A 20798-nucleotide genomic window follows, 5' to 3' on the forward strand; every position below is an offset into this window, starting at 1 on the left:
TGACGGATACTCATGACGCCGAAGTCATCCGCCTCCGCGGCGGATGCTCCTCTATCTTTGTTAGGGAAGCTTATCCTAGCTCCATTTACCCTTACCCCAAGCGTTCGCGGAAAGTCTCGTACCCAAAACGCTTCGTGGTTTCAAGAGTACCGTCCTCTCTCAAGACCGCAATTGACGGCAATTGGAGTCCGTTAAAAGTCGTGTTTTTTACCATCGTGTATTGGCCCATGTCTCCAAAAACGAGTCGGTCTCCTACCTTCAATGGATGATCGAAAGAATAGTCTCCAACCACATCTCCCGCGAGACAGCTTCGACCACAAAGTTGATAATCGAAAGGCTTTTCACCTTTCCGCCAAGCACCCCAGACCTCCGGACGGTAAGGCATTTCCAATACGTCCGGCATGTGAGCCATTGCAGAAATATCAAGAATGGCGCGCTCTCCCTTGTTCTGAACGATATCAAGGACAGTGGTTACCAAAACCCCTGCACCCAAAGCAAAAGCCTCGCCGGGCTCGAGATAAACCTCCAGCCCGGTCCGTTTCCGAAATTCATCCAACAAATGAATCAATCGATCCACCTCGAATTCATCGCGGGTGATTTGAAGCCCTCCTCCAAGATTCACCCAATCGAGGTAGCGAAACGACCAACCAAACTTCCCTTCCACGACGGCCAAAGTCCTTTCCAAAGCATCCACATCGTTCTCGCATAAAGTGTGAAAATGGAGGCCTGATATGCCGCTCAAATCAGTCAAGCTGAGATCTTCGGATCGTACGCCGAGCCGTGACCCGTCAAAACAAGGATCATACAATTCAATGTTTACCTCCGAGTGCTCCGGGTTGATTCGGAGGCCGAAATCGACTGGTGCGTGATCGCGAACAATCGTCCGCATCCACAGGTCTTTTTGGGCAAGAGAGTTGAATACCACTTTATCCAAGCGACCATCCAAGCTTTTCCAGTCTTCGGACCCATAAGCAGGTGAACAAAGAAAGACTTCACCGCCAACTTCCTCAAACGCCAGTCGAGCTTCGTGGGGAGAGCTTGCCGACGCTCCTGAAACCACCTTTGAAAGAAGTGGTAGGAGTGGTCGACAGGCGAAAGCCTTTAAAGCAATCAGGATCTTCGCACCACTCTCCTTGGCCACTCGCTCGAGGACGGAGAGATTGTAGCGGAACTGCCGCTCAACCAAAACGTACGACGGACTTTCTGCCTCTTGTAAAAGGACACCCAACTCACCGGGCTCCGGAAAACGAATCGCTCGTTCTGTCAAAGTGGCAACTCTTTGCGGGTCCATGGCAAACCGTATCGCTCCAAGTCCCTCATAAAAGGATCGGGATCGAATTGCTCGAGATTGAAGACCCCTTTACCCGTCCACTCTCCTGTGAGCATCAGCTTTGCACCGATCATCGCCGGAATCCCGGTTGTGTAGGAAACTGCCTGGGATCCTACCTCGGCGAAGGCGTCCTCATGATTACAAACATTATACACATAGACTCTCTTTTTGTTTCCTCCGTAAACGCCTGTGCCAATACATCCGATGCAGGTCTTTCCTCGGGTCTGATGTCCGAGTTTCGCCGGGTCCGGAAGTAAAGTCTTCAAAAACTGGAGAGGGACAATCGCTTTTCCCTCATAGTCAACCGGGTCGATCCGCGTCATGCCGACGTTCTCTAAAGCCTCCAGATGGTTGAGGTAACTCTCTGAAAAGGTCATCCAGAAATGAGCACGTTCCAGACTGGGAAAGTGGAGGCAGAGAGACTCCAATTCCTCGTGGTACATCTGGCAGACGTTTAGGGGACCGATACCTTCAGGGAACTCAACGGTCTTTCTGCGAGATAGCGCGGGAGTCTCTATCCACCTCCCGTTTTCGTAGTGACGGCAGGGCGCCGTCACTTCCCGGATATTGATCTCCGGGTTAAAGTTAGTCGCAAAAGGCATTCCGTGATCACCCGCATTCGCATCGAGAATCTCGAGCTCCTGAATCTCATCGAAATCGTGCTTGGCCATCCACGCCGTAAACACATTGGTCACGCCCGGATCGAATCCGGATCCAAGGAGAGCCATCAGGCCCCTTTCGCGAAACCTATCCTCGTATGCCCATTGCCATGAGTATTCGAACTTCGCTGTATCACGCGGCTCATAGTTTGCCGTATCCAAATAATGGACACCCGCGTCAAGACACGCATCCATAACCGATAAGTCTTGGTAGGGAAGGGCCACATTGATTATGAGGTCCGGACTCTCTTCCTTCAGGAAAAGAGTCAGGGCTGCCGTATCGTCTGCATCGATCTCAGCCGTCCGAATCGGTCGATCAATCTGCTTCGCTATCGCCTTACATTTTCCCTCCGAACGACTGGCCAGGACAATCTCTTCAAAGACTTCCGGAACCTGTGCACACTTTTGGGTGACGACTCCACCGACCCCGCCAGCTCCAAGAACGACTACCTTTGCCACTTCGCCGGTTTCGGCTACTCGCTCGTCTCGGAACCGGTTTTTTCGGGCTCCTTCAGAACCGCTAAAGGTAGATCCGCGACACCGGCATAGAAGACTACGATCACTGCCGGGACGTCTCCTTCGTTGTGGCCGTAGTGTAGCAGGTCCACCATTTCAATGATCGCCTCTCCAGCTTTGAGAACCTTGTTTTGACCATCCGCTCCGGTTACCGTCAATTCCCCGCTGACCATATAACCAGCATTGATCGAAGGATGGGTGTGCCATGGTAGTCTTGTGTGCGGAGGCACCGTATACTTCACAATACTGATCTGCGGAGCCTCGGTTGGGTACGCCGGTAGCACAACGCCATTCCATGACGAACCGGATTCTCCCAACACGTCGATTTCAACTTCACTATGGTCTTCCAGGCTGTGAGCCAGGACTGACAATGAGGGAACGGCCAAAGCTAAACAAAGATAGAGGAGTTGTTTCATCAGCAAAAAAATCTCCTAAAGTCCTGTCCCGCGCAAGCCCGGGATTTTGCGCCTCGACACCATCTTATGGTTCTCGAGCCGCCCGCCTAGGAACTGAAGTTCGAAAGACTCCGAAGGCTCAGCGTTGGTCAAAAATCATCCTGACGGCGCGACTTTCTTCACCCCACGGAGCAATATTCGTCATCTGAAGAACCAGCGAACCATCAGGACGCTCAGATAGCTTGATTCTCCATCCCCACTTCGCGTTTTCATCCTCACCATATTCGTACTGAGCGGTGAATACGCCCCACGCTTCAGGGATACTGATGCAAGGCACTGCCTCTTTTTGGTGCCAGCCGTCCACCCAGGTAACCCCATCACTCTCGAAAGTAAAACGTCCCTCGACGACCTCTCCCTTGTAAAACCAGGAATAAAGGATGGAGTCGTCTTTGATGGAAATCTCACACTCGTAGTCTTCACCGGTATTCCCAAGTGGATCCAACCACAACTCGCCCTTACCTTTCCACCGGTTTCCGTCCATTTTAGATAGCCAACGATCCATATGACCCCAATAGCAAACAGCTGCTCAATGTCGACCCCGATAAATGAAACTGTCCGGAAAAACGCCGGTCGATAAATACCCGTTTTTGCCGATTGTCCGAGTAAAATCGAGAAGGTGGGGTTTCTACGGGTGTAATTAAAAGCGAGGGATATCGGGCCAATGGTACTGATGCGGACTCAAGTCCGCGCTCCTCAAGACCATCACGATGGAGCTCGGACTTGAGTCCGCACCAGTGGAGTAGTGTGTTTTCCATACTACCCCGTGGGTTTAATTACACCCGGTTTCTACTCAGTAGCGAGATAAAGCCCTCCGCAGGAAAGGAACTCGGGATTTGGCCAATTACTTTCGATTTGATTCTGAGGAACGAGAAATTCTCGAATCTGGAGCTAGCCTATCGAATCGCTTGCCATTAGCGGATCGCTTCGGAACGATTAGCGGTTCCGCCAAATGACCAAAACAGTTGCACTCATCGACATGACCGGCTTCCCCGGTCTGGTTCTCGCCCTGATTATCGTCGTCGGTTTGTGCTTTTTGATGGTGGGAGGTGATTGGCTCTGCCGTGGCGCAGCGTCTCTGGCAATCCGCCTCGAGGTGCCACCTGTGGTCGTTGGTCTGACGGTCGTATCGATTGCCACATCCACGCCAGAGCTGTTTACGGCACTAGTGGGAGTCGCGAGCGACCAACCAGGCCTTGCCATTGGGAACGTCATTGGAAGCAATGCTGCCAACATGGGACTTATTCTCGGAGTCGCTGCTCTGATTACGCCCGTTACCGTTCACTCCCGACTCATTCGGTGGGAAGTGCCTATACTTTTGGGTGTGACCGCTCTTTTCGGTCTCCTCTGTTACGTTGCAACAGGAATCGGGCGTTTGGATGGGTCTCTCCTGCTCATCCTCACATTCGCCTATCTCGTCTTCATTGTTTTGACCTCGAGAAATTCCCGTATCGGTCCCGAGGTGGAAGAGGAACTTCCCTCCCCGCTGGGAAACATCTTCGTTTGTTTCCTGTTCCTGGGAGGGGGCACCCTTCTCCTCTGGCTCGGAGCCGATCTCCTGGTTGATGCCTCCGTTGAAGCTGCGACCAGAATGGGCGTCAGCGAGACATTGATCGGCATCACAATCATAGCAATCGGAACGAGTCTTCCCGAACTTGGAGCCACGGTCGCAGCAGCGATCAGACGCCAGAGCGGGATTATCGTAGGCAATATTATCGGTTCGAATCTTTTCAACATTCTCCTGATCTGCGGAGTAGTCGGTGTCGCGTTACCATTTCCAGTAGACTCAGGCCTTATTCAGCTCGAAATCCCGATGGTATTTGCCTTCACCTGCGTCTTCGCTTGGTTCATCTTCACTGAACGAACCGTCTCTCGCAAGGAGGGTGGTCTCCTTCTTGCTCTCTATGCGGCATTCATTCTTGTCACCAGTCTCTCACAAACCGGCAGCTTCAGCATCGGTCCGCCCGACAACGAAGCTTCAACTGAAATTGTCCTGACCGAATGAACCCCCCAACCGCCTTTTTGTTTGTTTTCGCTATTCTCGGACCCGTTTTCCTCAACGGAATGGGCCGGGAGCCAGCCTCTGTCCAGATGGAGGTACCGATGGACGGAAAGGAAGGCAAAACCGGTAGCGAAACTCCCTCCGCAGCTGATCCTTCAGTCGTGTCCGATGAATTTATCTCGCTCGAAGACATTGAACCAGGAGATCCCGGAGTCTGGAAGACCGCTGTATCCGGCACAACTGTTGAGACTTTCCCGCTGGAAGTAGTCGGGATACTCGACTCCTTCGTAGGGCCGGAGATGCCAATTATTCTCTGTCGGGCAACGGATGCGGAAAACACCCTTACCGGTCCGGTGTCCGGGATGAGTGGTAGCCCAGTGTACATAAAAGGACGGCTAGCCGGAGCCTATGCCTACGGTTTTCCTTGGTCGAAGGAAAAGACACTAATCGGCGTTACTCCGATTGAGTTCATGACTCCCCTTCTCGACTACCCGGACCGTCCCTACCGCGACTCTTTTGGGCCATCTGATCCGCCGCCTTCGAAAATCGCGGGGCTTGGTTTGCCCAGTGGTTTCAACTTCATTCAGACCAGTGGCCCAGCCTCTTCTCCTGAGGCACTCCCTATTCCGCTTCTTGCGGGCGGTGTCTCTGCAAATGTTCTGCAGGCTATCCAGCCGTGGCTCGAAGAAAGAGAACTCCGAATCACTTCTGGGACCGCTGGAGGATCATCCGCAGAAGAGGTCTCCACGGAAACCTCCTTTGCAGCTGGGGCACCTCTTGCCGTAGTCCTGACTTCAGGGGATTTGTCATTGGGAGGAGTAGGAACCATTACCTACCGGGAGGGAGACCGGCTGGTTGCATTTGGACACCCGATGATGGGTGCGGGTGCAGTGGAATTACCCATTGGTGGCGCAGAAGTGGTCGACGTTGTCTCGAGTTATTCCATCAGTTTCAAACTCTCGAATATCGGGCCTGTTTCTGGAACACTCTGGCAAGACAGCAATCCCGGAGTTCAGGGACAAATTGGTCCGATCCCTTACATGATCCCGATCACCGTGACCTCGGACAACGGTATCCACTCCCCTGTCGAGGGTAAGATTGCCGAACACAGAACCTTTGCACCAACCGGTGCCCTAATCTACGCCGCTCAGACTCTTCTTACCTCGAAAGACAGCCCGGAAAACGGAACCGTCTACGGCAACATACAGCTGAAAATTGAGGGAGAGAACGAGGCGTTGAACCTGACCCGGCGCGGAACAGGGTCCAGCGGAGCGATGGATATTCTTTTCTCCTTCGCGATGATGGTGGACTCTGTGCTCAACGGATCACAGGAGTTTCCTCGCATTGAAGAAATAGCCATCGACTTCACTTCGAAAGAAACGGAACTGCGTCAGATCCTTCACAGCACGCGGCTCGACTCCGCCCGGATCGAGCCGGGCGATTCAGTAGGCTTGAGTGTTTTCACCCGTTCGCGGGACGGAGAACTCGTCCGACATCCAATCGAAATCCCTCTGCCGGACGGACCTGCCGGGACCAATTATTCTCTCTTCATTGCAGATGCCGATGCACTCCGAGCCTTCGACGGCCTCGCCTCTTACAATCCGACTCAAAACCTCGATGACCTGCTGACGGAGCTCCGCCAGATTCGCGACAATGGATCCATCTACGTTCAGCTGCTCCGCCCCAACCCCGGTCTTCGCCTGGAAGGGAGAAATCTTGAGGAACTTCCCCCATCGGTTCTTCGCCTATACCAGAGCAATTTAGAAACCCCAGGGGATAATTTTCTCAAGGAGAGCGTGATCTGGGAGACCGAAATACCACTCCCCGGAGTTTTCGAAGGGAGCACTCGCATCGAATTTCAAACGGTCAATTAAATTATGAAGAGATCCTTTCCATCCATCCTTGGTTTACTCACTTTCACGACCTCCCATCTCTTCGGGGTTCAGACCAGCAGCAAAGTATTCGAGGGATATCCTGAGCTTTCCGATGGAGAACTGGAGGGCGTCGCGGTCCATTGGGATGGAGGCCTCGGACTGGGACCCGCATTGGGATCCGGTCTCCGTCCGGAAGAAGGTGCATTAATCTGGGATATGGCTGCAGACCCGGACGCAGGCCTCCTTTATTTTTCCACTGGAGGACCCGGCGCAGTTTATCGGCTCGAAATCTCTTCTGGAGAGATCTCTCTTATCCTCGACCCGGACGAACCTCTCCTCCGGGCAATCCACGTGGCAAGCGATGGTTACCTTTACGCAGGATCATCACCTGAAGGGCGTATTTATCGAGTCGCTCCAGGAAACGGATTCCCGGAAATCGTTATCGATCTGGAGTCTCTCTATGTCTGGCAAATCGAGGCTGATCCTAACGAAGAGGGCGCATTATTAATCGGTGCCGGAGCACCGGGACGCATCTACCGCCTGCCCGCCGACTTCAGCCCGAGCGACGACCCCGAAATTGTAGTCGATGCCGAGGCCATACACGTTTCCGCCTTCGCCTATGGTCCGGATGACTCTCTTTTCTTCGCCACCGGTCCGGGAGGCCACTTGATGAAACAATCCGCAGACGGAACCGTTCAAACCCTTGTCGAACTGGGCGCAGCGGAGGTTCGGAAGATCTTCCCTGCCGAAGACGGAAGTGTTCGAATCGCGGTCTTTCGTTCCGAAAGTGGCGATGGAGGTAACGGCAACCAATCCGACTCCAAGCCACCTCTTGGACTGCCTTCCGGTATTTTCGAAGTGGGACCAGACGGTTTCGTCGAGTTACTCCTTGCTGGCTCGACGGAGAAGATTTTTTCCGCAACCATGCTAGGAGACGAAATGTTGATTGGGAGCGATACTCGGGGCCGGGTTTATCGTTTTCACAACCGTTTTGACTGGAGCCTTCTGGCGGAAAGTGAGAACGGAGGAGAGGTTTCCGCAATCGAGAGAATTGATGACAAAACCGCTTGGGTAGCCACCAGCAATCCCGCCGCGATCCATCGGCTCAGCTACGATCCAACTGCAACTGGCCTCTTTACCGCCGATGTTTTTAATGCGGGGCAAAAAGTCCGTTGGGGTGCCCTTACAGCGGCTGGAGTCGATCTAGACGCAGTGCGTTTCGAGACGCGCACCGGGAATCGGCGGCAACCTGACGAATCCTGGAGTGAGTGGGTGGCGCTGGACGAGAACAAGATTTCGAGTCCTCCAGGACGTTTTTTCCAGTTCAGAGCCTCTTTTGAAAACCCGGGAGCGGTTGTGCGGAGGATCGAAGCTTTCTACCAACTGCCCAATGAAGCCCCTGCATTTCGGAGAGTCACTGGATTGCCCGTTCGCCTGGAGAGTATCCCGATGCCACCGCAGCCTCCCGGCCGCGCGACACTCCCCCAACTTTTCAATGACAATGGTAATAGCGGAGAAAAAAACGGCAACGGATCCATACCACAGCCTTTTGTCGTCCATGAGGAAACCGGGTGGCTCTCAATTGTCTGGGAAGCTATCGATCCGAATGATGACGAACTCCGATACCGCGTTTTCCTTCGCAAACTGGATGCTCCCAACTGGTTTCTTCTGGCAGAAGACCTTGATCAACCGTTTTTCTCGCTAAACGTCGCTGGTTTTGAACCTGGCTACTACGAACCGCGGATCGAAGCCAGCGACCGCATGAGCAATCCACCCGGAATGGCAAAGACATCAGAGACGAGGGGAAATTTGATTCTCATCGACAACCAACCTCCGGAAATCATTCCTCCGACGAAGGAGAATCCGCTCGAGTTCACGGTGCGCGACGCCTTCAGCGTTATTCGTGCGGTTAGCTTTCGACTTGAAGGATCTGAATCACGAGCGCTTCTCCCGCTCGACGGTATCTTTGATAGCCAAACCGAGTCTTTCCGTCTACCTGAGGATGCAGCCCAACCCGGCGCCACGCTTCATATAGAGGCAATAGACGTTCTCAATAACCGAGCCGCTTGGACAGGACTAATCGAAGGCGAGAAGCCGTAGCTTTTCCCTCGTAACAACCAAACAAATACCCGCCAATAAATCGTTATGAAAACCATCTCTGCCTTGTTCGTGGCTTCCTTATTCGGGAGTCTATCCCATGCGGATCCAACCAACCAAGTAGTCACAGTCTTGGGTGAGTTTCCGCAACGTCCGGGAAATCCGGCGGTTGGGCCCGACGGAACGGTTTACTTCAGCATGCACCCTTTCGATAATCCCGAGTTTTCCGTGATGCGGCTCGAAAACGGGGCAGCGGTTCCCTACCCCAGCGAAGCTATGTCCCGCGATTTTGGGTCTGTAATCGGGATTCAGGCCACTCAGGATGGGTCGGTCTGGATGCTCGATATGGGCAGTGAAGACCTTTCGCCAAAACTGGTCGGTTGGGATTCGGAGACAGACCAGCTTAAAGCCGTCTACACGGTTCCGAGGGAAGCTCGGGTTCCCAACTCATTCCTTCAAGACTTTGCTATCGATGAAAAGCGTCAAAAGGCCTTTTTGGCGGACATGTCGCGGGGTGGATTGATTGATGCAAGTGAACCGGCGATTGTAGTTATTGATCTTCAAACCGGTGATACCCGTCGGGTTCTCTCCGGGGACCCAGTGTTCCAACCGTCCGAAACTCCCATCATTGCCGAAGGAAAAGAAATGCAAATGCGGGACACGGATGGCACGGTCCACCCGATTAAGCTCGGGCTAAACCCTATCGCCATCGATCCGGAAAATGAATGGATCTACTTCGGTCCAATGACACCGGGAAACTTGTATCGAGTCCCAGCAGCGGTTCTAGGAGACTTCTCCCAGCCCGAAGAAGTGATCCGGGATTCTATTGAAATCTATGCCGAGAAGCCTTCCAGCGATGGTATTGCCGCCGGTAAGAACGGCGTAGTCTACATAACCAACGTGGATGAGAGTCGAATCGATGCAGCGGATGGGGGCGGAACAAACCCTTGGGCAGTCGATGACCGATTGATCTGGCCCGATGCCATTGCAATCGGTCCAGACGGCAAAGCTGTCGTGGTGGCCAACCAATTGAATCGGGCGGCAGTTTTTAATGACGGACAGTCGCTGGCCGAACCGCCCTACCTCATTCTCGAAATCTCCGACAACTAGAGCCTTCTCACTACCTATTGTCGTTTCATAGCAGCTCTCAGGATTAGAGGAACGATCCCTTTCATCGAGCGCAGAAGCTCTACACCTTCGACGTTGAGAACTTCCGTTCCGTCGGCTTCTTCAGAAAACCACTCACGCATCCTACGCTCCGTATTCAACTCTGCATCATAGGGGATCCAAATAATCTGATCCGGCTTGAGAGTTCCCCGGTAAATGACCTTCTCGCCCGCCTGGGTCACGTCTGCAAAGAGAAGACCGTTTCTCAGGTAGTTTCTCGCTTCAACAAACGTCATTTCCCCATCGACTTCGAAAGCGGTCAGTGCGCGGATGGACTCTCCAACTTTCCAGTATTCCGCAGCAACGGGGAATTTCCGCATCACCTCACCATCTATGGTTTGGACCGTCACTTCGCCTGTCCAAGAGCCAAGATACTGTTCGAGTCGCTCCGTGATTTCCTCACGTGAGGCCAGCCTGGCATCAAGGCCCAAACCACACGCTAGAAAAATCAAACCACAGAGCTTGAAGGTGCGCATCTAGAGAGGAAAGCGGATATCACTCACCGCGTCAACGAGGCGTCTACGGGTTCGGAGAAAATGGCTGGCAAATCCAGCCTTCAAACTCTGATCAGTCTTCGGGAGTGACTCCAAAAAACTGCGCTGGCACTTTCTCCTGACCCGTCTCGATCACATACTGGAGTTCCTCTGCCAGAGACGGCTTCAACCTTTCGAGGACCGCGTGATCCTCCAAGGCTTTCCCCTGGTCACCCATCTGGACATACAGCACACCGCGGTACATGTAGGCTTCGCTCAGTTTCGGCTCGAGCTGGATCGCCTTGTTGTAGAACTCTAGCGACTCTTCGAAATGATCTGATCCTTGCTTTCGAAGAACGTAGGCCAAATTGTTATAAGCTTCAGCAAGTTTGGGGTCTTCTTTGACAGCTTCTCTGAGCTGCACTTCCGCCTCTTCAAACTCTTCTTCAAAGAGTAACTCCGTTCCTTTGTTGTAGGCTTTTATTCCTGGCGGTTCCTCCACCTTACGCGGTTTGGAGGACGCCGCTGTGAGCATGGAGCTTGAGAAACCGAGAAAAGCGACTGCGAGGAGTATGAATCTTAATTTCTGCATGCCGAAACCCTGCACTGAAGAAGAAGATTTTCAAATGAGAGCAGTCCTTTCGCGAAGCGATACGAAACTGTGCTTGCGATCTCTACCAGACTATCTTGCCTCTAAACCGATGAACGACCAGCTGCCCATGGAGATTTCTGTTTCCGAATCCCAAGCTCGAAGACTGTCGGAAGAGCCTCCTCTATTCCTCGACGTACGCGAGAATTTCGAGCTGGAGATCGCTCACCTTTCACCCGACCTTCACATCCCCATGACTCAGTTAGCGGAGAGATGGCAAGACATCCCACGTGACAAACCCATTGTAGCCTATTGTCACCATGGAAAACGCAGTCTGAATGTGACGGACTTTTTGCGCGAGAGGGGATTGATTCAGGTACAATCCATGATTGGAGGGATCGACGCTTGGTCGCTTCAGGTTGATCCTACAGTTCCGCGGTATTGAGCTCCACATCGATTTGGAAATCAAGTCTATCTCCCTTTTCAGATCATCTATTCGCAAAACGTGCCGCACCCTTTCAAAAGACAAACGGCCAACTCGAAAACGTTAGTCTCTACCTTTTCTCAACCTCCGCCTGCTTGACATCCTTCCTCCGCAAAGCCGATAGTGCGCCATGCACCTTGTGACGCTCGATTTGGAAGGAGTTCTTGTTCCAGAAATCTGGATCGGGCTGGCTGAAAAGACAGGGATCGAAGCACTTCGCAGGACAACACGGGACGAGCCCGATTACGACAAGCTGATGAAATATCGGCTAGGGATTCTTCGGCAAAACCAAATCAAGGTGAACACTATTCATGAAGTTATCGGTGAATTGAGACCTTTGGAAGGAGCCCTGGAGTTTATCGAGTGGCTCAAGAGAAAAACGCGGGTGATCATTCTTTCCGACACTTTCGCACAGTTCGCTGGCCCGCTTATGGATCAACTCGGAAACCCGACCTTATTCTGCCACGAGCTGGTCATCGATGACGAAGGCTGGATAGCAGACTATAAGCTCCGGCAACCAGACCAAAAAAGGAGAGCGGTCGAGGCGTTCCGTAGCCTGGGATTCACAATTTTTGCTGCCGGTGACTCCTACAACGATGTCAGTATGCTGGAATCCGCGGACCAGGCATTTCTCTTTCGCCCACCGGAGAGTCTAGCCAGAGAGAGAAGCGATTGGCCGGTCACGAATGACCACAAAACGCTCCGAGCGAAACTGGAACCACTTCTTCAGTAGCACTACCGATTGCTTCTACCAGTGAGCGATAGATGAATCTTCTCACCATCGATATCGGTAACACCCGCTCTCACTGGGCGTTTTTTGAAAAAAAGAAACTCGTGGCAAGAGGTGCAGAGTCCTCTCGCGATGAGGAGTGTGAGTTTACCCACCTTTTTACGCCAGAGGACCAAAGACTCACTCCTGACGCAGTCATTGCCTCTTCTGTAGTTCCTCGTCTCAACACTCCACTTTCTCAGCAAGCCAGCGACTCCGGTCTCCGCTGTGAGTTTCTCACTTGGGAAAACACCGGCCCTCTACGCCTCCACCATCCCCATCCCGAAGGTGTCGGAACCGATCGATTCGCAAGTGCCCTGGGAGCGATCTCCCACTATGCACCGCCACTGGTTGTAGTGGACATGGGAACTGCGGTCACTGTGGATGCCGTTACCGCAAAGAACGGCTTTGAGGGTGGATGCATTGCTCCCGGTCTCTCCATGCTCTCAGAATACCTATCTGAAAGAATATCACTGTTGCCAAAGATCGATCTCTCTACCGATCAAAACCTGTCTGGCATAGGCCGGTCTACTCTCGAAGCGACGGAGATCGGATGCAAAATCGGTTTTACGGGAATGGTTCGTGAACTCATTTCGACAGTCTCCGAAGAGATCCAATCGATTGACGGAAAGGCCCCGCAGGTTGTCCTCACGGGCGGTAGTTTTCCTCTCATTAGCAAGGGATGGCTTGGCCAATTTCCCTATTTTCCGGATCTGGCCCACGAGGGCCTCCGCACTCTGGGAGACTTTCTCCTCCAGTCATCGTGACCACTTCCACGGGCAAGGTCCCTCTCGACAGTGGAGACTGGCGCAGAGTCGCCCACCTTCTTTTTGATCTCGGAACGACGATTCGCGACCAGATTCAACGCAACCGTGGAGAGGATCCTGATCATTCAGCATCAACCATCCACAAGGTGACTTCTGCTGACACGATCTACCAAATCGACAGGGTTAGCGAAGAAGCACTCGTCGGGTGGTTCGATAGTTTCTGGCCGAGTGATTACCCGGCAATCGTTATCGGCGAGGGACTGGATGATGAAAAAGGAACAGTCTTTCCGCGAAACTCTCCTCGCCCGCTCATCAAAATATTAATTGATCCAATAGATGGCACTCGGGGTCTCATGTATGACAAACGATCAGCATGGATGCTAGCTGGAGCAGCTCCAATCGGAGATTCCGAACCCACCCTTGCTGACCTCAAAGCAGGTGTGATGGTGGAAATTCCAACTTCTCGCCAAGTTTCTTCCGATGGAGCGTACGCATGGGAAATCGGAAACGACGGATTTGTCGTAGAAACTGTTCGCTTTCCAAGGCCCGGAGCCAGTCCATCCCCAATCAAACTCACTCCTTCACGGGCGACAGATTTGAGCCATGGATTCGCTACTTTCGCGTCCTATTTTCCCGAGGGCCGAAAACAGATTCAGGCAATCGAAGAGGCCTTTCTCCGGAGACATCTGCCAGAATATCCGTCCGCTACTCCTCTCGTTTTTTCCGACCAGTATATTTCGTCGGGAGGACAGATTTTCGAACTACTCGCTGGTCGTGATCGCTTTGTGGCCGATCTTCGTCCTCTCGTTTTCGAAAAGCATGGACCCGTCAATGGGCTAACGTGTCATCCGTATGATCTCGCCTGCCTGCCAGTCGCCACAGCCTCCGATTGTGTCATTGAAGATCCCTGGGGAAACCCAATCGAGGCACCATTGGACACTACAAGCCAGGTAGCCTGGGTCGGCTATGCCAACAAAGCACTCGCAGAAGAATTAAGACCTGCCTTAGTCGCCGCTCTTCAGGAAGTCCTGTAGGTAGGGGCTTCGGGTCCCTCCAATTTAGAAATCTGAAATTTCAGATTCATCGGGCGCACGCCCGATTCTACCCCACCCCAAGCAGCGTTTTCATTTCCGCCAACTTCCGAGTGTTGGCCACTTCTTCCGCGGTAAGACCCGCCTTTCGCGCAGTATCTACCCCGAAACGAAGGAACTCCAATCCGTCCGGGCGGTGAGCGTCCGGGTTGATGCAGGCGAGAACTCCTTTCTCACGGGCCCGACCCCACTCGCGCCAGTCCAAATCAAGCCTCATCGGGTGCGCATTGATCTCAAGCCATTTTCCGTTCGCAGCAGCTGCATCAACGACCCTCTTTAAATCAACTGGGTAAGGTTCGCGTCTAAGAAGAAGGCGACCCGTCGGATGAGCCAAGAGGGTAACAGAAGGATGCTCGAGAGCCTTAAAAATCCTCTTCGTCACTGTATCCTCGTCCTGCCCGAATCCTCCCTGGTGGATGGATACCACCACGTAATCGAGTGCCTCGAGAAGATCATCGGGAAAATCCAGCGAACCGTCCTTTAAAATGTCACACTCTGTCCCGGCGAATAGATGGATTCCCAGCTCTTTGTCTTCATTATATTTTCGAATCTCCGCGATCTGTTCCCAAAGCCTATCCTCACTCAATCCATTCGCCTGAAAACTCGAGCGGCTATGATCCGCGATCCCGAGATACTCCCACCCGAGACCTGCCGCCGCAGCAGCCATCTCTTCCAAGGTCCCCTTCCCGTCTGAAGCAACTGTGTGGTTGTGCAAGGCTCCCCGTAAATCATCCAGTTCCAAAAGGTCTGCATTTTTGCCGGATTCCGCGAGCGCCAGTTCTTCGCCGGTCTCTCTCCGTTCAGGGGGAATCCACGCTAATCCTAACTCAGTAAAAACGTCCTTCTCCTCGGCTACTGTCCGATAGTTTCCATCCTCCCCTTTGTTCTGAATGCCCCACTCGCTCAGGCTAAGACCACGCTCTAACGCCCGTTTCCGCATCTGGACGTTGTGCTCCTTCGACCCGGTAAAATGATGAAGGGCGGCGGGAAATTGTGCGTTTGTAACGACCCGAAGATCCGCCTGAAAACCCGCTAGGCGGATGCTAGACTTGGTTCTTCCATGTGCAATGACTTCCTCAACCCCGTCCAAACCAACGAACCAATCCATCGCTTCTTCGGAATCATCAGTAGCCACTATAAAGTCGAGATCTCCTACCGTCTCTTTTCTTCGCCTGAGGCTCCCGGCAATCTCTGCTCGCTCCACGGACTCCAACTTTCGCAACCCCTCAAGAATCGGCATGGCAGTCTCTTCTGCGACAGGGAGCAACTGCCGCTCAGCAAATTTCTCAAGGTTATCGATACCTTTGAGAATCTTCGTAGCGCTCTTTTCTCCAAAACCCTTTAGACCAGCCACAGCACCCGATTCGCAAGCACGACGCAAGCTATCCAAAGAGTCCACTCCCAACTCAACGTGCAATCGATGAATGGATTTGCCACCAAGACCAGCAATCTTGGTCATCGACCGAAGTCCTTCTGGGACCTCGGCCTTCAATTTTGTATAAAACTCCAACTCACCGGTAGCATGGAGCGTTTCAATCTTCTCGCGCAGCGCCTTTCCCACTCCTTCAAGATCGCCGAGGCGATTTTCGTCAATCAGGGTCTCCAAAGTTTCTTCTGATCGCTCCAAAGCCCGCGCACCGTTCTCGTAGGCGCGCACTTTGAAGGCATTCTCTCCCTTTATCTGAAGGAGTAGTGCGATTTCCTCCAGCACCTCTACGATCTCTTCCCGATTCATTGACATTGCCCTCCAGCTTTCAGACCATTCGGCAAAACCACAACAAGGTTTCGCAAAAGCCATTGAAATCCGCAGAAATGCTTAGAACCCTCATTCTCACGACACTCTTTGTCCTCAGTTCCCCATCCTTTGGGCAGTGGTTTATTGATGGCGTAGACGTCAACGATCCTCCGGAAGGCATGTTTGGCGAGGAATGGGTAGAAATGTTCCTCAACGGGCAAAAGATTGGCTACATCCGAACGTTTTTCCGCAGAGAAGGGGATGAAGTAGTAACCGTTGAACGAAGCTACACCCGACTAGGCCGAGACGATACTCAAATCGAGTCGTCCAGCGTAACGAGAACCCGTGAGAAGATCGACGGGACACCAATCTCCATGAGTGTTATCAGTCGGGAAGGACCGCTGACAAAGAAGCAGGAGTTCACCTTCGAAGGTAATCGTGTTTTCGTTCAAACGGACGACGGCTTTCGCTCCTGGGAGAACACATTCGATCTTGAGCCTGGATATCTCATCAGCTGGAGTTTTGTCCGCAAACTGGCGCTCACGCCTCCAAGCGAAGGGGATATTTGGGAAGACAAGATCTATTCACCCGACCTCGTTCTGGACCGCACTCTTCCGGTGACTACAAAGTTTCTCGGCAAGGAAATTCTAAACGAGGACTCTTCTCCCGTGGAAACCCTTGTTGCCGAGCAAACGCTGCGGATCGGTTTTTTCCCTCTTACCGTTTCACTCTGGATCGGTGAAGACGGACGCCTTGTCAAAGCCAATATGCCAATGGGGGGAATTGATATCCTAATCGTCGGATCGACCAAAGAGCAGGCTCTGGCAGATTTTGCGGATCAGGATATCTTCACCGAGTCATTAATCGATTTGGCGATCCACCTTCCTCAGGGTTCAAAGTCGATCACCTTTCTCCTTGAAGCAGAATCAGGCACCATTCCTCCTCCTCCAGAAAGTGCCAACCAAACCGTCACCGAAAAGAGTGTCGGGGCCTACGAAATTCACGTCGTCGAAGGGCAGTTGCCCGATCCCAGTGAAGGGGTAACCCCAGTGGATCCGGTATACCTTGAGGCGTCTAAAATGGTGGATTTTGAAGATCCGGCGATTCTCGAGCTTCTTGCAGAGGAGAATCTGGATTCTCTCCCCTTCGCTGAAAAGGTGGAAAGGTTGGTAGAAATCGCAGATGAGAATATATCGATCAAATCGCTGGATCTCGGCTTCGGTTCGGCCTCGCAGGCTCTGGCCCTTCAGGAAGGTGACTGTACGGAACATGCTCTTCTCCTTACCGCGCTTTGTCGCGCCGCCGGAATCCCTGCAAGAGGAGCTTCAGGTCTTGTTTACACGGGAGAGATTACCTGGTCTCCGCAGATGGGCTACCATATGTGGACCCAAGTGTGGAATGGTGAGGAATGGCTCGATATCGACGCCGCCTTTAGCGCAGCCCGCACCGAGCCGATCCGAATCCTGCTCTCTGTGACGGACCTTTCCGAAATGTCGCTCGCCGAAGATTTCTTTGCGATTTACCAATACTTCGACCGTATCAACCTTTCCGTTCTCGCCATTGATGGAGAGCCGGTGGTGGAGGAAAGCGGATAGCTTTCCGAGAGCTCCCTTAGTGCCCCTAAGAAAAAAATCTACTCCGTTGTCTCCGTGGGGATGGTATTATCTGTCCTTACGACGAGAACCGGTTCCTTGTTCTTAATCCAAACCCCCTGTTCCTTGAAATGTCGGGCAGTCACCGCTTCGCAGGCTTCCCCAATCGTTTGGACCGGCATGCGCCGACCTTTCGGGGTAGCGTTAAATTCATATGCTGCACGAACAATTCGGTCCTTTATCAAGTGAGGGCTCTCGCCTTCTGGCAACTGAACGGCCCAACCCGTGAGGTCCAGCCCCTCCAACTTCCCTTCAGGATCCGAAACGAGTAACGCGAACTCCTTCTTCACCAAGGGCGCCTTAGGCTCATCCTCCCTCTCCAGCTCCTTGCCGATATCCTCCATGATCTGGGCTACTGTTCGCACATCGAGCTCGTTTCTTTCCAAAACCCTTTTTAGGAGCTCCAAATCTACTTTTCGACCTGGCATCAGACTACACCCTCCCTAGGTACGATCCATTGTCAGTGCTCACCTTGATGCGGTCTCCCACTTTAATAAATAGCGGCACCTGCACGGTGAGATTGGTCGTCGTGACCGCTGGCTTTTGCGCCGCACTTGCCGTATCCCCACGAAGACCTTCCGGAGCTTCAGCGACTTCCATCTCAACCGATGAAGGGAGCTGAATCTGAACCGGACGACCATCCACATGTAAAATGTCGTATTCCTGATTCTCGGCCAGGTATGACTTCTTATCTTCTACCATTTCTTGCGGCAGCACCGTGTCCTCAAAAGTCTCAGGATGCAGGAAGTGATACCCCTCCTGATCCTCGTAGCTAAATTCAAGTCTCTGATTCTCGGTGTGGAGGAACTCCACGGAATCCGTTGACCGGAACTTCGTAGTTGTCGTCGACCCCGTATTCAAATTGCGAAGCGTAGTCTGAACAAATCCAGCCTGCCGCCCCTGAGTGCGGTGGAGCATTTCCAGCACGAGATGGGGCGCGTTCTGGTAATCAATTACCCGTCCTTTGCGAATATCGGTAGGTGAAGCCATAAGCGACCCAAGGAAACTGTTGCAGCGGTCGGTGACAAGGGGGAAGTCACAAGACTACCTTAGTGTGATCTGGACGAGTGCTTCATTTCGACTACTGTCATTTCCTTAACTTAGACCTTTTGATCCTCATTTACCCAAAAATGTCCTACCCTGGATGAATTCCTATCACCCGGAGTCTTTTTCTACCCTTGCAGCCATCAAGCGACCTATCCATCTCGCCATTGGAATGTTCGATGGGATTCACCTTGGGCACCAATCGGTAATCTACTCCGCTATCCGATCTGCCGAACTCGATGGCGGTCTTTCGGGAATTCTTACCTTTGATCCCCATCCGAGCCACCTCTTTCGACCCGAAAATCCTACTCCTCAAATCTATCCCGCGCGGGTCAAGGAAGAACTCCTACGAGAGATTGGTGTCGACCTCGCCCTCATACAGACTTTTGACCACAAGTTCTCAAAACTCACCGCCAAGGAATTCGTTGGTTGGTTGCGCGGCATCGTTCCTTCCCTGAGTAGTGTTTCGGTGGGCGAGAATTTTCGCTTCGGCAAAGGACGATCGGGTTCACCAAAGGTTCTCGTGGAAAGCCTCCGCAGCCACGGCATTTCCGTTTACAGTTGCGAAAGGGTTCAACTGGACGGCGAACCCATCAGCAGCACCCGGATAAGGTCCTATTTAGCCGATCGACCTATCGAAGAAGTGAATGCCCTTCTCGGCAGACCCTACCATTCTATCGGAGAGGTTCAAAAAGGAAAACAACTCGGTCGTACTCTTGGGTTTCCAACCCTCAACATGCCAGTCGAACACGAACTGATTCCCACTTTGGGTGTATACCTTGTCCGGTACCGCGTTCTCGCTCCCCAACCGAGCGTCCTTCGACCGGCCGTCGCTAACTTTGGGCGACGCCCAACCGTCGAAGAAAGAGATTTACCGCTTCTCGAAGTTCATTCTCTGGAAGACTGCCCCGCAAGTTATGGAGACACCTTGCTCGTCGAATGGATACGACTTCTCAGGCCCGAGAGAAAGTTCTCAGGGGTGGAAGAACTAAAGGATGCAATTGGCCGCGACCGAGAGCTTGCGCTGGCGCAAATCGCTCAAAATCCGTCCCTCTGTAATACGACTTGAACCACTACTCGATCCCGCTGATCGGAGTATCGTCCCGATTGCCATACTCGAACCAACTCGCGTCGTAGACGACCACGTTGTCGTAACCAAGGTCCTTCAAGGCAAGTGCGTGAAGGCTAACCCGCGTTGAAGTCTGGCAGTAGAGAACGATCGTCTGATCCCGGGTAATTCCCCGTTCGTCCAGCTCAGCCTGAATAACCTCCGCCGGAAGGACCTCCATCGTGTCAGGATCAAGTCCGTCTACGTAGTCGAAACGAATCGCTCCCGGAATATGGCCCCCTCGAGCATTGTCGCGTTTATTCTCACCGACGTATTCCGCCTCTGTTCGAGTGTCTACAAAGACAACGTTCGGATCATCGAGCGAACCCAGCACTTGACCCAGGTTCCAAATGTAGCCGGGAATTGGAGAAGCAACATAGGAGGAGGGTTCCAGAGTCCGCGGCTGATCTGTAAGGTTGAAACCAGCACCAGTCCATTGATCGACTCCGATTCCGTTCAAAAACGCGATATTCTCATGTCCCAACCATTCGAGGATCATCGCTGGAACCGAACCATCTGTTTTGCCTGCGTGGTTCCCGTAAACAATGATGTCGTGAGAATTTTTCACCCCTGCCTGACTGAGGAATGATTCATACTTTTGAACATCCGGCTTCTCGTCTGAATCTCGGAAGATGTACTGGCTCTCTCCCTTGCCGGGTTTTGCCTTCGGAGTGCGCCACCGCGATCCAGGCAAATTGATCGCACCGGGAATGTGTCCCGCCGCGTATTCGTCGGCGCTCCGAACATCGATCGCCAAAGTATTCGGCTTTTCAAGCAGCTCGGCCACCTGAGAAGCGGTCACATAGGTCTTCCAGCCTCCAGCCGAGTTCCCTTCGTCTGCGGAAGCTGCAACTGCAGCCGTCATCGGAAGGAATGCTAGAATGACCAATTTAAGGAATGTATGCGTCTTCATTGTGAAAAACCGGAAGTCTATGGGCTAGAATGCAGAAAAAATCAACACTCTGTGCAGGATGGTTCAAAAACGTTTG

The 20798-nt window shown here is 52.7% G+C and carries 20 protein-coding genes; 10 read left to right on the plus strand and 10 right to left on the minus strand.

What is annotated here, in order from left to right; all coding sequences use genetic code 11:
• Positions 1 to 91: 91 nt before the first annotated feature.
• From nspC to AAGJ81_09870, 4 genes are all read right to left on the minus strand, one after another.
• On the minus strand, positions 92 to 1291 hold the full coding sequence (nspC, locus tag AAGJ81_09855; protein MEM0966439.1) for a carboxynorspermidine decarboxylase: 1200 nt from the start codon (positions 1289 to 1291) through the stop codon (positions 92 to 94).
• Positions 1264 to 2448, minus strand: coding sequence for a saccharopine dehydrogenase family protein (locus AAGJ81_09860; protein ID MEM0966440.1), 1185 nt, complete (start codon positions 2446 to 2448; stop codon positions 1264 to 1266). Before AAGJ81_09860 ends, nspC begins: the two co-directional genes overlap by 28 nt.
• Positions 2449 to 2462: 14 nt before the next feature.
• A complete protein-coding gene (locus tag AAGJ81_09865; GenBank protein ID MEM0966441.1) occupies positions 2463 to 2921 on the minus strand; it encodes a cupin domain-containing protein in 459 nt (152 codons plus the stop codon).
• 118 nt (positions 2922 to 3039) lie between these two features.
• A complete protein-coding gene (locus AAGJ81_09870; GenBank protein ID MEM0966442.1) occupies positions 3040 to 3441 on the minus strand; it encodes a hypothetical protein in 402 nt (133 codons plus the stop codon).
• 468 nt (positions 3442 to 3909) lie between these two features.
• On the opposite strand from AAGJ81_09870, the gene AAGJ81_09875 reads away from it, so the two are divergent.
• From AAGJ81_09875 to AAGJ81_09890, 4 genes are read left to right on the plus strand one after another with little or no spacing between them, the layout of a single operon-like run.
• A complete protein-coding gene (locus AAGJ81_09875) occupies positions 3910 to 4962 on the plus strand; it encodes a calcium/sodium antiporter (GenBank protein MEM0966443.1) in 1053 nt (350 codons plus the stop codon).
• The gene (locus AAGJ81_09880) at positions 4959 to 6833 is read left to right on the plus strand and encodes a hypothetical protein (GenBank protein MEM0966444.1); all 1875 of its coding nucleotides are present in this window, start codon (positions 4959 to 4961) and stop codon (positions 6831 to 6833) included. Before AAGJ81_09875 ends, AAGJ81_09880 begins: the two co-directional genes overlap by 4 nt.
• A gap of 3 nt (positions 6834 to 6836) precedes the next feature.
• Positions 6837 to 8933: a hypothetical protein gene (locus AAGJ81_09885; protein ID MEM0966445.1), complete on the plus strand. Its 2097-nt coding sequence runs from the start codon at positions 6837 to 6839 to the stop codon at positions 8931 to 8933.
• 45 nt (positions 8934 to 8978) lie between these two features.
• Positions 8979 to 10040, plus strand: a complete 1062-nt coding sequence (locus tag AAGJ81_09890; protein MEM0966446.1) for an L-dopachrome tautomerase-related protein — start codon at positions 8979 to 8981, stop codon at positions 10038 to 10040.
• A 14-nt stretch (positions 10041 to 10054) separates the two neighbouring features.
• Here AAGJ81_09890 and AAGJ81_09895 read toward each other — a convergent pair whose 3' ends face one another.
• Together AAGJ81_09895 and AAGJ81_09900 are read right to left on the minus strand one after the other, a co-directional pair.
• Positions 10055 to 10573: a hypothetical protein gene (locus tag AAGJ81_09895; GenBank protein ID MEM0966447.1), complete on the minus strand. Its 519-nt coding sequence runs from the start codon at positions 10571 to 10573 to the stop codon at positions 10055 to 10057.
• Positions 10574 to 10664: 91 nt separating this feature from the next.
• The gene (locus tag AAGJ81_09900; GenBank protein ID MEM0966448.1) at positions 10665 to 11162 is read right to left on the minus strand and encodes a tetratricopeptide repeat protein; all 498 of its coding nucleotides are present in this window, start codon (positions 11160 to 11162) and stop codon (positions 10665 to 10667) included.
• 34 nt (positions 11163 to 11196) lie between these two features.
• Between AAGJ81_09900 and AAGJ81_09905 the strand changes: the two genes are divergently transcribed.
• From AAGJ81_09905 to AAGJ81_09920, 4 genes are all read left to right on the plus strand, one after another.
• Positions 11197 to 11604 carry a rhodanese-like domain-containing protein gene (locus tag AAGJ81_09905; GenBank protein ID MEM0966449.1) on the plus strand — a complete coding sequence of 136 codons (408 nt, stop codon included), beginning with the start codon at positions 11197 to 11199 and terminating at the stop codon, positions 11602 to 11604.
• A 169-nt stretch (positions 11605 to 11773) separates the two neighbouring features.
• The gene (gene thrH, locus AAGJ81_09910; protein ID MEM0966450.1) at positions 11774 to 12376 is read left to right on the plus strand and encodes a bifunctional phosphoserine phosphatase/homoserine phosphotransferase ThrH; all 603 of its coding nucleotides are present in this window, start codon (positions 11774 to 11776) and stop codon (positions 12374 to 12376) included.
• Positions 12377 to 12408: 32 nt separating this feature from the next.
• Positions 12409 to 13179 carry a type III pantothenate kinase gene (locus tag AAGJ81_09915; protein ID MEM0966451.1) on the plus strand — a complete coding sequence of 257 codons (771 nt, stop codon included), beginning with the start codon at positions 12409 to 12411 and terminating at the stop codon, positions 13177 to 13179.
• Positions 13176 to 14213, plus strand: coding sequence for an inositol monophosphatase (locus tag AAGJ81_09920; protein MEM0966452.1), 1038 nt, complete (start codon positions 13176 to 13178; stop codon positions 14211 to 14213). Before AAGJ81_09915 ends, AAGJ81_09920 begins: the two co-directional genes overlap by 4 nt.
• A 67-nt stretch (positions 14214 to 14280) precedes the next feature.
• On the opposite strand, the gene polX is transcribed toward AAGJ81_09920, so the two are convergent.
• Positions 14281 to 16005: a DNA polymerase/3'-5' exonuclease PolX gene (polX, locus tag AAGJ81_09925; protein ID MEM0966453.1), complete on the minus strand. Its 1725-nt coding sequence runs from the start codon at positions 16003 to 16005 to the stop codon at positions 14281 to 14283.
• A gap of 77 nt (positions 16006 to 16082) precedes the next feature.
• Here polX and AAGJ81_09930 point away from each other — a divergent pair, with 77 nt between their 5' ends.
• Complete coding sequence (locus AAGJ81_09930) at positions 16083 to 17600, plus strand: transglutaminase family protein (protein MEM0966454.1); 1518 nt, start codon at positions 16083 to 16085, stop codon at positions 17598 to 17600.
• Between the two features lie 38 nt (positions 17601 to 17638).
• Here the strand turns inward: AAGJ81_09930 and AAGJ81_09935 are convergent, their stop codons facing one another.
• Positions 17639 to 18085, minus strand: coding sequence for a hypothetical protein (locus tag AAGJ81_09935; protein ID MEM0966455.1), 447 nt, complete (start codon positions 18083 to 18085; stop codon positions 17639 to 17641).
• 4 nt (positions 18086 to 18089) lie between these two features.
• On the minus strand, positions 18090 to 18647 hold the full coding sequence (efp, locus tag AAGJ81_09940) for an elongation factor P (GenBank protein ID MEM0966456.1): 558 nt from the start codon (positions 18645 to 18647) through the stop codon (positions 18090 to 18092).
• Between the two features lie 154 nt (positions 18648 to 18801).
• Here efp and ribF point away from each other — a divergent pair, with 154 nt between their 5' ends.
• Positions 18802 to 19770: a riboflavin biosynthesis protein RibF gene (gene ribF, locus AAGJ81_09945; protein MEM0966457.1), complete on the plus strand. Its 969-nt coding sequence runs from the start codon at positions 18802 to 18804 to the stop codon at positions 19768 to 19770.
• 4 nt (positions 19771 to 19774) lie between these two features.
• On the opposite strand, the gene AAGJ81_09950 is transcribed toward ribF, so the two are convergent.
• The gene (locus AAGJ81_09950; GenBank protein MEM0966458.1) at positions 19775 to 20722 is read right to left on the minus strand and encodes a rhodanese-like domain-containing protein; all 948 of its coding nucleotides are present in this window, start codon (positions 20720 to 20722) and stop codon (positions 19775 to 19777) included.
• Between the last annotated feature and the right edge of the window lie 76 nt (positions 20723 to 20798).

The organism is Verrucomicrobiota bacterium, from assembly GCA_038744685.1.
GTDB lineage: Bacteria > Verrucomicrobiota > Verrucomicrobiia > Opitutales > Puniceicoccaceae > Puniceicoccus.

Coding starts and splice junctions, on each gene's coding strand:
- nspC (MEM0966439.1), bottom strand. CDS start 1,291: ATGGACCCGCAAAGAGTTGCCACTTTGACAGAACGAGCGATTCGTTTT.
- AAGJ81_09865 (MEM0966441.1), bottom strand. CDS start 2,921: ATGAAACAACTCCTCTATCTTTGTTTAGCTTTGGCCGTTCCCTCATTG.
- AAGJ81_09870 (MEM0966442.1), bottom strand. CDS start 3,441: ATGGACGGAAACCGGTGGAAAGGTAAGGGCGAGTTGTGGTTGGATCCA.
- AAGJ81_09875 (MEM0966443.1), top strand. CDS start 3,910: ATGACCAAAACAGTTGCACTCATCGACATGACCGGCTTCCCCGGTCTG.
- AAGJ81_09880 (MEM0966444.1), top strand. CDS start 4,959: ATGAACCCCCCAACCGCCTTTTTGTTTGTTTTCGCTATTCTCGGACCC.
- AAGJ81_09885 (MEM0966445.1), top strand. CDS start 6,837: ATGAAGAGATCCTTTCCATCCATCCTTGGTTTACTCACTTTCACGACC.
- AAGJ81_09890 (MEM0966446.1), top strand. CDS start 8,979: ATGAAAACCATCTCTGCCTTGTTCGTGGCTTCCTTATTCGGGAGTCTA.
- AAGJ81_09895 (MEM0966447.1), bottom strand. CDS start 10,573: ATGCGCACCTTCAAGCTCTGTGGTTTGATTTTTCTAGCGTGTGGTTTG.
- AAGJ81_09900 (MEM0966448.1), bottom strand. CDS start 11,162: ATGCAGAAATTAAGATTCATACTCCTCGCAGTCGCTTTTCTCGGTTTC.
- AAGJ81_09905 (MEM0966449.1), top strand. CDS start 11,197: ATGAGAGCAGTCCTTTCGCGAAGCGATACGAAACTGTGCTTGCGATCT.
- thrH (MEM0966450.1), top strand. CDS start 11,774: ATGCACCTTGTGACGCTCGATTTGGAAGGAGTTCTTGTTCCAGAAATC.
- AAGJ81_09915 (MEM0966451.1), top strand. CDS start 12,409: ATGAATCTTCTCACCATCGATATCGGTAACACCCGCTCTCACTGGGCG.
- polX (MEM0966453.1), bottom strand. CDS start 16,005: ATGAATCGGGAAGAGATCGTAGAGGTGCTGGAGGAAATCGCACTACTC.
- AAGJ81_09930 (MEM0966454.1), top strand. CDS start 16,083: ATGCTTAGAACCCTCATTCTCACGACACTCTTTGTCCTCAGTTCCCCA.
- AAGJ81_09935 (MEM0966455.1), bottom strand. CDS start 18,085: ATGCCAGGTCGAAAAGTAGATTTGGAGCTCCTAAAAAGGGTTTTGGAA.
- efp (MEM0966456.1), bottom strand. CDS start 18,647: ATGGCTTCACCTACCGATATTCGCAAAGGACGGGTAATTGATTACCAG.
- ribF (MEM0966457.1), top strand. CDS start 18,802: ATGAATTCCTATCACCCGGAGTCTTTTTCTACCCTTGCAGCCATCAAG.
- AAGJ81_09950 (MEM0966458.1), bottom strand. CDS start 20,722: ATGAAGACGCATACATTCCTTAAATTGGTCATTCTAGCATTCCTTCCG.